Source organism: Candidatus Pedobacter colombiensis (assembly GCA_029202485.1).
Taxonomy (GTDB): Bacteria; Bacteroidota; Bacteroidia; order Sphingobacteriales; family Sphingobacteriaceae; genus Pedobacter; species Pedobacter colombiensis.
The window spans coordinates 5,372,555-5,388,978 of sequence record CP119313.1; the positions used below are offsets into that span (position 1 = coordinate 5,372,555).

Below are 16,424 nucleotides of genomic sequence, written 5' to 3' on the forward strand. Positions count from 1 at the left end.
TATCAAGAAATTATTGTCTTAATGACGATTATTCGTCAAATGATGTATATTCGTTAACCAACTATTAAACCAATACCAAAACTATTCTTGATCTTCCACATGTTTAAAATGAGCAAGGTTTTCACCTGTCTGGTGATTTTTTTAGCATTTAGTATAAGCACGTGCTTGTCTCAAACAACGCCACCAGCGATAAAATATCTGGGCATAGAAGATGGCCTGTCCAATAATGTCGTCAACTCTTTATACATTGATCATTTTGGTTTCGTCTGGATGGGGACTTATGATGGACTGAATCGTTATGACGGCTATAATTTTAAAGTGTTTAGAAATAACTGGGCAGGCGACAATTCTCTGATTAATAATCATATTACGGTTTTAAACGGAGACGATCTAAACAGGATCTGGGTTGGTACCCAAAAAGGCATCTCATATTACAGTTATGCCGACTCCAGATTTCACAAGTTGATTTACCTTGAAAATGGTAAGAAGCACACACTATTTGCTGCAGTTAATGCCATCGCGATCAATTCAAGTTCAGATGTCTTTGTAGCTACTGATGACGGCCTGTTCGTGCTCAATAAGGGACAAGTCAATGCGGAAAGGATCTCGTTGGTGAAAAACAAGATACCTGGCGTGAAAGCCATTTGTACCGATGATAATGGTAAACTATGGCTTTTTGTAAAAGACCACGGTCTTTGTTTATTTGATACTACAAGCAAAAAAATAAAGTGGATAAGGACTGACCTGAAGAATATAACTTATCTATTAAACGATCATGGAAAATTGTTATGGATTGGTACCGAAAAAGGACTTTTGCAATACGATAAAACTACAAATAGCCTCAGTCAGAGCGAAGGTTATCCGGAGCATGATAATATCATGAATCTAATGTTAGATAAACAGCAGAAGCTTTGGATATCTACTGATGGTGGTGGTGTTGTGGTTTATGATACAAAATCCAAATATGCAGATCGTTTGCCGGTAGGTAAAGAAAAGGGCTTTTTAAGTAGTAATTCTGCAGCCCAGGTTTATGAAGACAAGGAATCGAGAAAATGGATCGCCACATTAAGAGGCGGGATTAATATCATTGATCAGCAGAGTACGCAGTTTCAAAGCATTAAGAAAGATCCTTTGAAAAGTAATTCGCTGGTTAACAATTTTGTGCTTTCATTTGGAGAGGATGAGCATAAGAACGTTTGGATTGGAACGGATGGTGGAGGTTTGAGCGTGTGGAACCGTAAAAAGAATACCTTCATAAACTATGTAAAAACCAATAATCCAGGCTCACTTAAAAGCAATTTTGTAACCAGTATCCTGAATGATGCCGATAATAATATTTGGGTAGCCAGCTTTAGTGGTGGTATTGATCGTTTTGATAAACAGAATGGTGGATTTGTACATTACAGTTGTTATAATGAAATGAAAGGGGCTGAGGAAGTAAACCTTTGGAAACTTTATCAGGATCGCAATAAGAACATCTGGGCAGGTACCACAAGAGGCGGGGCCTTATATAAGTACAATAAACAGAAAGATAAATTTGAGCTTTTTGATGCTAGTCTGCAGGATATACACACCTTATTTCAGGATTCTAAGGGGCAGCTCTGGGGCGGCAATTATACCGACTTGATCCGGATAGATGTTTTGAATAAAAAACATCAGTTCATCAAGGTAAATTTTGCCGTGCGAGCCATTGTCGAAGATGCTAAGCAAAACCTGTGGATTGGAACAGAGGGGGGCGGCCTGATTCAATATAATCCTGTAACAGGCAAAACTAAGAGGTATCTTCAAAAAGATGGATTACCCAGTAACTCCGTGCTAAACATACTGAGAGATAGGAAAGATAACTTATGGTGCAGTACCTATAATGGTCTGTCAAAGTTTAACATTTGCGAAGACAAATTTAAAAACTACTATACGTCGGATGGCTTATCTAGTAATCAGTTTAATTACAATGCTTCGCTTAAACTCAGCGATGGGACATTCCTTTTTGGAGGAATTGATGGCTTTAATTTCTTTCACCCAGATAGTATAAAAGAAAATAAACGCATCCCAAAAATTGTATTGACAGACTTCAGGATAAACAATATTCCCCTTGATCAGGATTCCCATTATCGCAATGTATCTGTTGTAAACCTGAACAAAATAGCTATACCCCATAATGCGGCCGTGATATCAGTTAATTATGCAGCTATAGAATTTTCTTTTCAAGACCAGATCTCTTATGCTTATTATCTGGAGGGCTGGGACAGAGATTGGAACTATGTGAATAAGCTAAATACGATTTACTATTCGAGATTAAACGAAGGCAACTATAAACTCCACATTAAAAGTACAGATACCGAAGGTGCCTGGAGTAATAATGAAAAAATTATAGCCATTAGGATCTTGCCGCCCTGGTACCGTAGCTGGTGGGCTTATTGCATTTATGCCTTATTCTTTTCAGCTGTTTATTACATTTTCCAAGCCTATAGAAGCAAGCAAAGAAATTTAAAGCATGAAGTGGAAATTGCAAACCTGAAAATGGAACGCGAGAAGGATTTGAACGAAAGGAAGCTTAATTTTTTTACCAATATTTCACATGAGCTGAGAACACCTTTAACATTGATCGTAAATCCAATCAAGGACATTTTAAACATCAAGGAGCAAGGTCAGGAAAAAAATGATTTAAATGTAGTTTACCGCAATTCAAGGCGTTTATTGAGTTTGGTCGATCAACTGCTCTTGTTCAGAAAGACAGAGAGTGAAAACGATGTTTTGAATGTAGTCAAAATTAATTTATTCAAGTTTGCTCATGAAATTTTCCTTTGCTTCAGTTATCTGGCCAAACAAAACAATATAGCTTACCAGTTCGAATGTGAGGATGAAGAACTCAATATATATGGCGATCGTGATAAGCTGGAAATTACCTTTTTCAATTTGCTGTCGAATGCATTAAAATTTACCTCCAAGGGTGGCTTTGTTAAGTTTAAAATTTCGAAACTTGGCGAGCAGGTAAAAATTGAGGTGAGTGACAGCGGGCCAGGCATACCCGAAGGAGTTGGCGAAAAACTCTTTGATAAGTTCTACAAAGTGTCCGGTAATGAATCGCTTAAAATGGGCTTTGGAATAGGTCTTTACCTGGTTAAAAATTTTGTAGAACTCCATCATGGTAAGATCAGTTTTTTATCCAACGAACCTGCGGGTACCACCTTTTTGATCGAAATGCCGGTTGGTGTTGCTGATGGGCTAATGGAAAACAATGTTTCCGATAAAGAATTGATCTATGTGAACGAATTGATGCCTGATGAAGAGCAGGAAGATGAAAAAAATGATCATGTAGGCAATCTGGAATTACTGATATCTGATCTGCATACGATTCTGGTGATAGATGACAATACAGAAATTATAGATTACATCAGGCAGATTTTTCAGGATAGGTTTAAGATCTATAAAGCAACCGACGGCCTTGATGGTTTAAGGAAGTGCATCGCATTTCTGCCAGATATCGTAATCTCAGATATAAATATGGAGGGGCTTAACGGTATTGAACTTTGTCGACAGGTTAAGGAAGACCCGGCGCTAAACCATATTCCAGTTATTTTATTAACAGCTGATCCAAGTCCGGAGGTTAAACTGAAGGGCACAGAGGCAGGAGCTTACGATTTTGTAACCAAGCCATTTGATAAGGAACTGTTTACCGCTAAGATTAATGGAATCATTAAAAACCGCGCCAACCTTCAATCGTACTTCTATAATGAAATTACACTCAAGTCTGATACAGATAAGGTTTCGCAGGAAGACAAAGGTTTCCTGCAAAAATGTGTGACCATTATTGAAGATAATTTGACTGAAGATCAGTTTAGCGTTAAAACCTTAGCTTCAGACCTTGGTATGAGCCATTCTAACCTATATAAGAGAATAAAATCTACTTCCGGGCAGTCGGTTAATGGCTTTGTCCGTTTTATCCGCTTGCGTAAAGCCGCAGAACTGCTAATCAACACCAATCTGAATATTAACGAGGCAGCTTGCAGGGTCGGCATAAATGACATTAAATATTTCAGAGAACAGTTTCAAAAGCTTTTCAAGCTAACCCCTTCTGAGTTTGTAAAGAAACACCGTAAAACATTTCATAAATATTATAACATCAACTCGAGAGTTTTAGAAAACTGATTTGACAACATTTTAAGTGTTTTCTTAAATCACCCCCTGTAAAGTATGATTTACCCCCCTGTAAAAGCATGTATAAATTCTGTACTTCGGTTAACCAAATATTGAAATCATTATGAGTTTACACTCACAAAACACAATGAATAAAACGCTCCGGTTTTTCACAAAGCCATTTCTGTTTGTATTTGCAGTACTTTTCTCTGGTCAGCTATGCCTGGGACAGCAAACTAAAATCATTACCATTGCATCCAATGGATGGGCAAACAACTCCATTAATGCCGTTATCTTTAGAAAGAATTCATTAATTACTTCGGATGGGTACCAATATGCCGCTTATTACGATTCAGATCAAAACCTGATGCTTGCAAAGCGAAAAACAGGTAGTTCTACCTGGATTGTCGAAAAAACAGCTTATAAAGGTGATGCTGCCGATGCCCACAAATCAATCAGCATTACAGTTGATGGAGCCGGAATCCTTCATGTTACCTGGGGACAGCACGACAACTCTCTGAATTATGCTCGGGCTGTTAGCGCAGGTTCCTTAAAGCTAGGCGACAAACTTCACATGGTTTCAGATAAAGAAAGCAAGGTAAGTTACCCGGAGTTCTATAAGCTGGTGAATGGAGATTTACTTTTTTTCTACCGTGACGGTGGATCGGGAAATGGAAATTTGATGATTAACCGTTATGATGTGCGCAGCCAGACTTGGCACCGTGTACAGGATGGAATGATTAACGGCGAAGGGAAACGCAACGCCTATTGGCAGATGGCAGTTGATGGGGCCGGAACATTGCATTTATCCTGGGTTTGGCGGGAAAGTCCGGATGTTGCCAGTAATCACGATATCTGCTATGCTAAATCATCTGATGGCGGGATGACCTGGCAAAAATCAACAGGAGAACGTTATCAGCTGCCCATTACAGCTTCAAATGCAGAGTATGCAGTAAAGATTCCACAAAAAAGCGAGCTGATCAATCAAACCTCGATGTATGCAGATGCAAAAGGAAGAGTATTTATTGTCAGCTACTGGAACGATCAGCCCGGTGGTATTCCTCAGTACCACCTTGTTTTTAACGATGGGCAAAAGTGGAAAGTAAACGGTTTGTCTTTCAGAAAAACAGCATTTAGCCTAAGCGGTGGAGGTACAAAAAAAATACCCATATCCAGGCCTCAGATTATTGTATGGCCCAATGTAAGTGGATATGGAGCAGGCATCCTGTTTAGGGATGCAGAACGAGGCAACAAAGCATCTATCGCAGTTAATCAGGATATCGATACCGATAAATGGAAAGTCACCGATTTAACTTCAAAATCTCTTGGCGATTGGGAGCCGACCTATGATACTGAACTTTGGAAGGATAAAACCGTGTTAAATCTTTATGTACAAAACGTAACACAGGTGGATGGCGAGGGTAAGGCAAATGCTGAACCAAGTCCGGTGCAAGTCCTCGAATGGAAACCTGAAGCACAGCCAGGCTTACCCTCGAAAGCGGAAGTGCTAAAGATGATTGACAAAGCTAATGGCTACTGGCAAAGCCAGAACAAGCCAGAGGTCCGGTCTTTCTGGGACAATGCGGCTTATCATACAGGGAATATGGAGGTGGTCGCTTTAACTGGTAATGAAAGCTATCGTAAATATTCTGAAGATTGGGCCAACCACAATCAATGGATGGGGGCGAAATCCACTGATAAAAGCCAATGGAAATATAAATATGGAGAAACGGATGATGATGTCCTGTTCGGCGACTGGCAAATCTGCTTCCAAACTTATATTGATTTATATCACTTAAAGCCAGAAGAATATAAAATTGCCCGGGCTAAAGAGGTTATGGGATATCAAATGAGCACACCTTTAAACGATTACTGGTGGTGGGCCGATGGTTTATATATGGTGATGCCCGTTATGACCAAACTCTACAAAACAACAGGAGATCAGCAATACCTGGATAAATTATATGAATATTTTGCGTACGCCAACAGCATAATGTACGATAAGGATGCGAAGCTTTACTACCGTGATGCCAAATACGTGTACCCGAAGCACAAAAGTGCAAATGGGAAAAAGGACTTTTGGGCCAGGGGCGATGGATGGGTATTTGCTGGATTGGCCAAAGTACTGAAAGATTTACCCTTAAACGATCCGCATCGAAAGGAATATGTGATGAAATATACAGGCATGGCCAATGCCATTTTGAACAGTCAGCAAGAGGATGGGTATTGGACACGGAGTATCCTTGATCCTGAACATGCACCTGGACCTGAAACAAGCGGAACCGCTTTTTTTACATATGGCTTGCTATGGGGTATTAACAATGGTTACCTAAAAGAAAAAACGTTTTTGCCTGCCGCGCTTAAAGGCTGGAACTTTCTGGTAAATACGGCCCTACAGGAAAATGGGAAAGTCGGCTATGTACAGCCAATAGGTGAAAAGGCAATTCCCGGACAAATTGTAGATGCAAATTCGACTGCAAATTTTGGTGTAGGAGCTTTTCTGCTGGCCAATTGTGAATTATATCGTTACCTGGATAAATAACCTAAACCAAAATAATACTATGAAACATCTTTATCACAAAGCGGTGCTGATCTGCCTTGTCCTGTTGTCATTTGCAACAGTGTCAATAGGACAAAAAAAAGTAAAGGAATTATCGGATCGGCAGTTTTGGCTGCAGCAGTTAGATAAAATGGCTAAGCCCGTTTTGTATAATCTGGCTAAAGATAGTTTGCGTTTGAATATGCCGCAGGTGACTTCTGTACACATCGACAATAAAGAACATCGCATTAAAGTTCAGTATGTTGAAGTTTTAGGTAGGGTTTTAAGTGGGATAGCGCCATGGTTGCAGCTTGAGGGTGGCGATGCAAGCGAAGTTGCGCTTAGAAAACAATATCGGGAATGGGCTATACAAGGACTCAAAAACTCGCTTGATTCGAATGCCAAGGATTTTATGAATTATGACATTGGCGGTCAGCAACTTGTTGATGCCTCATATGTTGCACTGGCTTTTATCCGTGCACCATGGTTATGGGAACATCTCGATAAAAAGAACCAGGAACTGATGATGAAATCTATCGCAACCACCCGGAAGTTTAAACCGGTATTTTCAAACTGGCTACTCTTCTCGGCAATGAACGAGGTCTTTTTAGCCAGATTTGGGTATAGCTGGGATCCAATGCGTGTAGATTATGCACTACAGCAAATGGAGCAATGGTATGTTGGCGATGGCATGTATAAGGACGGCAATACTTATGCCTTCGATTATTACAACAGTTACGTTATTCACCCTTACCTGGCCACAATTGCCGGGATCATTGGCGAAAGAACGAAAGATTACAATAGCATGTTCGATAAAATCAGGAAACGGAATGAGCGTTATGCGATAATTCAGGAACGTTTAATCAATACCGATGGAACTTACCCGGCTACTGGTCGATCTATTATTTATCGTGGCGGAGCCTTTCACCATCTGGCTGATATGGCCTGGAGGAAAGCCTTGCCAGGGCAGTTAAGCCCCGAACAGGTACGATGTGCCCTAACTGCGGTGATTAAAAAAACTTTGGAAAGTCCTGCAACCTATAAAAATGGTTGGTTAACTATTGGTCTTTATGGTGCCCAGCCCAATCTTGGTGATTTCTACAACAACCAGGGGAGCCCATACCTATGTAGCAATATTTTCCTGCCATTAGGTTTACCAGCCAGCGATCCCTTCTGGTCAAATCCGGCAGCCAAATGGAGCGCACAAAAAATCTGGTCGGGAGAAGATTTTCCCAATGATCATAGTGTCGACCTGAAATAAGGCTATAAAAACGATTTTATCCCCTTTTATTTACGGTATTACCCCTCACGGGCATGGTCATCTTTGTGCTTAATTTGTTCAAACCAAATATAAAAAACTATGAACAAAGACCACAAAACCTAACGATCGTGTCCTTCGTGGCAACGCCAAAATCAAGCAATTTTTTTACAAGAATATTTCTAACCAAATCAACATTATGCAAAAAAACTTACGCTTACCAACGAGGCTCCTTTTGGTACTGTTTACAATCCTCGTGATGATGAATATGAACGTGAACCGGCTGCATGCGCAAACTGCAGGCACAGAAGTTATAGGTGTTATTCTGGATGCGAATGGCCAACCCATTCCAGGGGCTACTATAAAAAATCAATCGACGGCTAAAGTGGCCATTTCAGATGGAAATGGCCGGTATAGAATTGTGGTAACCAAAGGCGAAACTCTGGTTTATAGTTTTATAGGCTATACCACCAAATCAGTTGTAGTGGGCACCCAAGCCCAAATCAGCGTTACGCTTGACGAGGCCTCAGATAAAATGCTGAACGATGTGGTTGTAATTGGCTATGGTACGCAGAAAAGATCTGACGTGACCGGCTCTGTAGTTTCTGTGCCTAAGGCGCGGTTATCCCAGTTGCCGGTTACCAACGTACTACAAGCCATTGAAGGAGCTGTAGCTGGTGTAAATGTTACTACATCATCTTCCGTACCAGGTAGTCAGCCTTCGGTTTTAATTCGGGGGCGGAATTCCATTAATGCCGATAGTGGCCCTTATGTTGTGGTAGATGGAATACCTCTGACTAAAACAGGCGGCTCTTTAAATGACATCAATCCGAATGATATTGCTTCAGTCGAGATCCTTAAGGATGCAAGTGCTACTGCAATTTATGGTACCAATGGTACAAACGGGGTAATCCTGGTTACAACAAAAAGGGGCGTATTAGGTAAACCGGTAATTCGTTATAGTGGTTATGCTGGTTTTGATAACCTGGCGCACATTTTAAAACCACGTACTGGTGAAGAATATGTACAAAAGTATGCCGATTTCCTTAAGCAAACCGGACAGGTACAAACCAGGCCAGTGCCTAATATTGGTGAGCTACCCGCTTATAATGCGGGTACGACAACAGATTGGGTAAAAGAAGCAACCCAACAGGGGATAATGCAGGATCATAATGTGAGCATATCGGGTGGTACACCGGATGTCAAATACTTTATTTCAGGTGATTATCTGGATCAAAAAGGTGTGATTAAAGGCTACCAGTTTAATCGTGTGGCCTTACGCTCCAATCTGGATCTCAATGTGACCAGCTTTTTAACCATAGGAACATCTTTGTTTTTAACCAGCAACAATTATGATGGTGGAAGAGCAAATCTTTTATTGGCAACTGCGATGAGTCCGTATGGACAATTATATAATGCCGACGGTACTTATGCCATTTACCCGATGAACCCTGAGCAGCTCTATGTAAACCCGCTTCTGGGTTTAACGACCACTAAGATCAGCAGAACCACAAACATCAACGGGAATGGTTATGCGGAGATCAAATTTCCTGGAGTGTTGACCGGCTTAAAATACCGCTTAAATGGAGGATACACCTATTTCCCTGAACGAAGGGGAAGTTATACAGGTAGGAAGGCCAACGATATGATTGGCACTGCAAGTAGCTTTAATGCATCAACAAACAGCTATACCATTGAAAATATACTAACCTACACCAAAGATATAGAAAAACATCATTTCGATTTTACCGCTTTGTACAGTTCTCAGGAACGTAAATACAATTCGACTACAGCAGGTGCAAGTGGCTTTATCAATGATGAATTAGGGCTTGATAATATTGCTGCAGGTGCAACACAAACCAGTGGGGCTTACCGCGATAGATATGGTCTGAATTCTCAAATGGGCCGTTTGTTTTATTCATACGACAGCCGTTATTTATTGACTTTAACAGCCCGTAGAGATGGTTCTTCGGTTTTCGGATCCAAAGCCGACAAATATGGCATATTTCCTTCGGCAGCAATAGGCTGGAACATTACAAACGAAGATTTTATGAAAAATGTGACTTTACTTAATAACCTGAAACTTCGCTTGTCTTATGGTAAAACTGGAAATGAAGCCGTATCGGTATACCGTACCATTACAACCGATGTAACAGGTCGTTCACCTTTTAACGGAATCAGTACAATTGGTGTTTTGGCGGGTAACCTGGGTAACAACGCACTGCATTGGGAAAGTACTAAAACAGCGAACATCGGCCTGGATTTTTCAATCCTGAAAAGTAGGATTAGCGGTACCATAGAGGCTTATCAAAATAAAACCACCGGCTTACTTTTAAATAGAAGTTTGCCAATTATTACCGGTTATACCCAGGTGCTTGATAACATTGGCAAAACTTCAAATAAGGGGCTGGAAATTACTTTAAATACCCAGAATGTTGCAGGGAAAGATTTCAAGTGGGAAACCACGATCGTTTTTGCAACGAATCGCAATAAAATTACCGATTTATATGGTGATGGAAAGGATGATGTAGGTAACAGATGGTTTATAGGTCACCCGATTAGTGTAGTATACGATTACCGGATGACCGGGGTTTGGCAAACCGGTGAGGATGTGTCTAAACAAGACCCAACGGCAAAACCAGGAAGCTTGAAGTTTGCAGATTTAAATGGTGATGGTAAAATCACCGGTGATGACAAAGAAATATTAGGACAAACGACACCAAAATGGACAGGAGGCTTAACCAATACTTTTCATTACAAAAACATCAATCTAAGTGTGCTCATTCAAACTGCTCAGGGAATGGTCAAAAATAATGTTGATTTAACTTATGGTGATGAAACAGGAAGAAGAAATACACCTGCCGAAATTGGTTATTGGACACCTGAAAACCAGAGTCAAACCAGGCCAGCCCTGTCTTATAATAATACCCTAGGTTATGGTTATGCATCCAATGCCAGTTATACGAGAATTAAAGATGCCACCTTAAGCTATGTTTTTCCACAATCTGTTTTGGATAAGCTTCATTTGGGTGGATTAACTGTTTATGCCAGTGGCCGAAACCTGTATACGTTTACAAAATGGGTAGGATGGGACCCTGAAAGTCTGCAAACTTCCAGAGGGATAATTAATACAAACACAGGTGAAGATTGGACAAACAATTATCCACTGACCCGCACTTTTGTATTCGGCTTAAATGTTTCATTACGTTAAATCATTATGATTATGAAAATATATATAACCATTATATCGTTTTTAGCAGTATTAGTTTTTGCTTTTTCATCCTGCAAAAGGGGCTTTCTGGATGAAAAGCCATATTCGTCCTATACGCCATTAACTTTAACCGATTCGCTCGGGTTTGAAGCATCTTTGATTGGTTTATATAACCATGTAAGCACCATATTCTCCTGGGCCGATCAGCAGGGTTGGCCCAGTGTATGGCAGGTCGGTACAGACGTGGCTAATGCGACCAATAACCAGCAGGGGGTAGAAATACCATATTACAATTATGCCACCTTAACTTCCGTTGATGTTGGTGCTGCAAGGACCTGGAACAGGAATTACATCCTGATAAATCTTACCAATACCATTGTTGATGGTATTGAGAATCCTTCCGTTAACAGCCTAAGTGCAAAAGGTAAAAGCTTGGTGAGTGCAGAAGCTAAGTTTTTCAGGGCTTATGCATACAATAATCTTGCAACGTGTTTCGGCGAGGTTCCCTTAATTACGCATGCCCTAAGTGGCCCGAAAACAGATTTTGTTAGGGCGCCACTTGCCGATGTAAATAATTTCATCGTAAGCGATCTGATTTATGCAGCTGCAAATCTTCCGGACATTGAAGCCGTAAAAACCAATACAAAAGGGAAAATGTATGGCAGAGCAAATAAATTTATGGCTATGCAATTGCTGGCAGAGGTTTATCTGCGTATAAATAAACCAGATCTTGCCGAACAACAGGCACAGGCCATTATTAATAGTGGCAGGTTTAGTTTAATTAAAAACCGCTATGGCGTTAAAACAAGCCTGCCGGGTGACTATTATTCAGATATGTTCCAATATGGAAATCAAAGAAGGGCACAAGGCAATACCGAAGCCATTTGGGTATTGGAGCAGGAAAATCCAGCGAGTGTTGTAGGTGGGATAACTGATAATCCTCAGCAACGCAGGGTTTGGGGGGCTGCTTATTACAATATCGCCGGTATGGCACTTGCAGATTCTTTGGGTGGGCGATCAATTGGCCGTTTACGCTTAAGCAACTGGGTATTGTACGGCCTGTATAAAGGAAATGACATTCGGAATTCACAATATAACATCCGCAGAAGATATTATTATAATGACCCTGCACCTGCTTATGCAAGCCGTTACGGAAAACAAGTTCCGTTTACCGGACCTGATACCTTAGTCAATATTTGTCCGAGTACAACCAAATGGGGGGCTTTTGATCCTAATGATACTTTTGGCTATGCAATGATTAAGGATTTTATTCTGATGAGACTGGGCGAAACCTATTTGTTACTTGCCGAAGCCCAGGTGATGCAAAATAAAACAATTGATGCTGCGATTAGCATAAATGCGCTTAGAACCAGGGCAAACGCCGCTCAGGTATCTGCGTCGCAGATGACGAAAGATTTCATTCTCGACGAAAGGGTAAGAGAATTAATTGGAGAAGAAAATAGGAGGATGACCCTAATGAGAACAGGGACACTGGTGGAGCGCGCCTTACGTCTCAATTCAAATGATGCTTCTAAACCAATTACCGGTTTAACCACAAAAAATTTATTAATGCCAATCCCATTGAGAGAGATACAGCTTAATAAAGATGCTGTGATTACACAAAATCCGGGTTATTAATGTAACGCTGCTTGTTCAATCGGGTTATCTTCGGATAACTCGATTAATAGTTCAGCACATTTGCTATATTAAAATTTTATTTCATCCCTAATTTTAAACCAGATTACGCTATGTACAGCCGCTTACACCTCATCATTAGTTCTATTTTCTGTTTGTTTAGCGCTTCAGTTTTTTCGCAGCAATCCTATCGGGAATTTAATCCCGGAAAAATCTGGAAAGACAACAACGGCATTCACATTAACGCACATGGTGGTGGAATGCTGGAGCATAAGGGAATATACTACTGGTTTGGTGAGCATAAAATTGAGGGAGAAAAGGGAAATACGGCACAAGTAGGTGTACATTGTTATTCGTCAAGAGACCTGTACAATTGGAAAGATGAAGGAATTGCGCTTTCAGTTTCCAATAATCTTAAGAGTGACATTGCAAAAGGCTGCATTTTGGAAAGGCCGAAGGTGGTATACAACAAGCAAACGAAAAAGTTTGTGATGTGGTTTCACCTTGAGCTTTTGGGTAAGGGGTATGCTGCTGCACGTGCAGGCGCAGCTATAGCCGATAAGCCAACAGGCCCATTTACTTTTATCAAAAGCTACCGGCCAAACGCAGGCATAATGCCTTTTTATGCAGATGGAACTCCTGAAAGTGAAAAAATCAATTGCGAAAACCCCCAAAACAAAAGCGATGGATTCTTCTGCAGGGATTTGCCTGGAGGACAGATGGCTAGAGATATGACTGTTTTTGTTGATGAGGATGGGAAAGCCTACCATGTATTCTCTTCGGAAGAGAACTTTACACTGCATCTGGCGGAGTTAAGTCCAGATTATTTGAGCCATACCGGCAAATTTGTCCGGATTTACATAGGTCAGCAAACCGAGGCACCAGCACTGTTTAAAAGGGACAATGTGTATTACATGATTGGTTCGGGCTGTACTGGCTGGGCGCCAAATGCAGCAAGGTGGTTTAGGGCCAAATCAATTTTCGGCCCCTGGAAATATATGGGCAATCCTTGCCAGGGTAATGGAGCGGAGTTAACTTATGGCGGCCAAAGTACTTATGTACTTCCTGCTCCAAATAAAAAAGGGGCTTTCATTTTTATGGCAGATAAATGGGAGCCCAAAAATGCAATTGATGGGCGTTATTTATGGCTACCCATTCAATTCGAAAACGATAAACTAAAAATTGAATGGGCAGATCGATGGGATCTGAATACCTTCAAGTAAAAACTCAAAATTAATAGGGCAGAAGTATGGATGATTTGCGTAATAACTACGCATTATAGGATTCCTTTTGCCAAAAAAACAAAATTATATACTGATGAAAACAAAATTATTGCTGTTAATGTCCCTGTGTTTCTCGCTGTCTGTTTTTAGCCAGCAGGCCAAACATACCTTTGCATTGGGAGAAAACGATTTTTTGCTCGATGGTAAACCGTTTCAGATTATTTCTGGCGAAATGCATTATCCACGTGTGCCAAGAGCAGCCTGGCGTGATCGCATGAAAATGGCCAAGGCAATGGGGCTTAATACCATTGGAACTTATGTTTTCTGGAATTTACATGAACCGGAAAAAGGCAAATTCGATTTCTCTGGAAATAATGATATCGCCGAGTTTGTCAGGGCGGCAAAGGAAGAAGGTTTGTGGGTGATTTTAAGACCCAGTCCCTATGTTTGCGCAGAATGGGAGTTTGGCGGATATCCATACTGGCTGCAGAATGAAAAGGGGTTGGTGGTACGAAGCAAAGAAAAACAATACCTGTACGAATATAAAAAGTACATTGATGAGGTAGGGAAGCAGCTGGCGCCATTGCAAATTAATCATGGTGGGAATATTCTGATGGTCCAGGTTGAAAATGAATACGGATCTTATGCCGCCGACAAAGCATACCTGGATATCAATAGAAAGTTGTTTATTGACGCTGGATTTGATGGACTCTTGTATACCTGTGATCCGGAGAACGATATCAAGGGTGGTTATCTCCCAGGATTGTTGCCAGCCATTAACGGGCAGGATGATCCAACAAAGGTGAAGAGCCTTATAGATAAATACCACAATGGAAAAGGACCTTACTTCATTGCTGAATGGTATCCGGCATGGTTTGATTGGTGGGGTACACCGCATCATACTGTTCCTGCAGAAAAATATACGGAGAAACTGGATCGAGTTTTGGCTGCGGGAATGTCCATCAATATGTATATGTTCCATGGCGGCACAACCCGCGGCTTTATGAACGGGGCAAATTATAAAGATATTTCACCTTATGAACCTCAAACCAGCAGTTACGATTATGATGCCCCATTAGATGAAGCCGGAAATCCTACTGATAAATATAAGCAGTTTAGAGCGGTCATAGAAAAGCACTTGCCCAAAGGAGAACAGTTACCACCGGTGCCTGACAAGAAAACGGTCATGGAAATAAAGCCTTTCCGGTTAAATGAAAGCATCAGCTTGTTCAGTAACTTACCAAAACCTGTTAAAAGCGAAAAACCATTAAGTTTCGAAGACTTAAATCAGGATTATGGATATATGTTATACCGGACAAAAATTAGTGGTGGGAAAAAGGGACTTCTGCAAATCAAACAACTAAGGGATTACGCCTTGATTTTTGTAAATCAGAAAAGGGTTGGAATTTTAGACAGACGGTTTAATAAAGATAGTCTGGAGCTGCAATTGCCAGATGGAGAGGTACAATTAGATATTTTTATCGAAAATATGGGTAGGGTCAACTTTGGTAAATATCTGCTCGATAATAAAAAAGGTATAACAGAAAAGGTCTTGTTTGCGGGTGAAGAAGTTAAAAATTGGCTTATGTACAGTTTACCTTTTAACAATATTGACACTTTAACTGCGAAGGGGGCTTCTGGGGAATTGGGAGCTGGCCCGGTAATTCAAAAAGGGACCTTTACTGTGAGTAAGCCCGCAGATACCTATCTTGATATGAGCGATTGGGGAAAGGGGGTAGTTTGGTTGAATGGACATAGTTTGGGTAAATTTTGGTCTATCGGGCCACAACAGACCGTTTATGTTCCAAAAGAATGGCTAAGGGTCGGTAAAAACGAAGTTTCAGTTTTGGAACTGACCAAGCCTCAACAAAATTTGTTAAAAGGAATAAGCACTCCGATTTTGAACACCCTAAAAGACTAATTTTATTTTCCTGTTGCTTTCCTTTTGCCTTATTGCTGCTTCTGCAAGCATAACAGAAAGGAAGCAACACAAATGGTAGGGCTTAATATTACAGCTTGACTAGATAGAGCTCAATATGCGCTTGGTGTAAATCCGGAGTGAGTCCGCCATGAGTCCGCAGTGAGTCCGCCTTTTTACTAGAAAAAGGCGGACTCACTGCGCTCTAATTGCATAAGGAAGGCGGAGTTACTGTGAGCTTAGGTTGGGCTCTTTACCTATGGTTGATTATGGTAGGACTGAGGTACCTGTTAATCTTAAGCCATACCACCGAGCCATAGCTTAAAGTTTTTTAGTAATAGACAGCTTCCTGGTATCCATATATACTACCATTACATATACCAGTCTCGCTATTCTGTATCGCTGATCCTGCCCTTTTAAAATGTTCTGTAGTTTTTGTGGTTGTGTTGTAGGTAGTTAGAGCAGAATAAAGAATAATAGTTGATTTAAGTTTGTGGTGGCGC

The 16,424-nt window shown here is 40.8% G+C and carries 7 protein-coding genes; all 7 read left to right on the top strand.

Annotated elements, in window-relative coordinates; translation table 11 throughout:
- The first annotated feature begins 108 nt into the window (after positions 1 to 108).
- The 7 genes from P0Y49_22440 to P0Y49_22470 all read left to right on the top strand — a co-directional run bounded on the left by P0Y49_22440 (position 109) and on the right by P0Y49_22470 (position 15,924).
- Positions 109 to 4,149: a two-component regulator propeller domain-containing protein gene (locus P0Y49_22440; protein ID WEK19534.1), complete on the top strand. Its 4,041-nt coding sequence runs from the start codon at positions 109 to 111 to the stop codon at positions 4,147 to 4,149.
- Positions 4,150 to 4,285: 136 nt separating this feature from the next.
- Complete coding sequence (locus P0Y49_22445) at positions 4,286 to 6,679, top strand: glycoside hydrolase family 88 protein (protein WEK19535.1); 2,394 nt, start codon at positions 4,286 to 4,288, stop codon at positions 6,677 to 6,679.
- A 19-nt stretch (positions 6,680 to 6,698) separates the two neighbouring features.
- On the top strand, positions 6,699 to 7,937 hold the full coding sequence (locus P0Y49_22450) for a DUF2264 domain-containing protein (protein WEK19536.1): 1,239 nt from the start codon (positions 6,699 to 6,701) through the stop codon (positions 7,935 to 7,937).
- A gap of 256 nt (positions 7,938 to 8,193) precedes the next feature.
- On the top strand, positions 8,194 to 11,145 hold the full coding sequence (locus P0Y49_22455) for a TonB-dependent receptor (protein WEK19537.1): 2,952 nt from the start codon (positions 8,194 to 8,196) through the stop codon (positions 11,143 to 11,145).
- A 12-nt stretch (positions 11,146 to 11,157) separates the two neighbouring features.
- Entirely contained in the window at positions 11,158 to 12,783 is a 1,626-nt protein-coding gene (locus P0Y49_22460) for a RagB/SusD family nutrient uptake outer membrane protein (GenBank protein ID WEK19538.1), read from the top strand.
- Positions 12,784 to 12,893: 110 nt separating this feature from the next.
- Entirely contained in the window at positions 12,894 to 14,003 is a 1,110-nt protein-coding gene (locus P0Y49_22465; GenBank protein ID WEK19539.1) for a glycoside hydrolase family 43 protein, read from the top strand.
- 94 nt (positions 14,004 to 14,097) lie between these two features.
- Entirely contained in the window at positions 14,098 to 15,924 is a 1,827-nt protein-coding gene (locus P0Y49_22470) for a beta-galactosidase (GenBank protein WEK19540.1), read from the top strand.
- Positions 15,925 to 16,424: the final 500 nt, after the last annotated feature.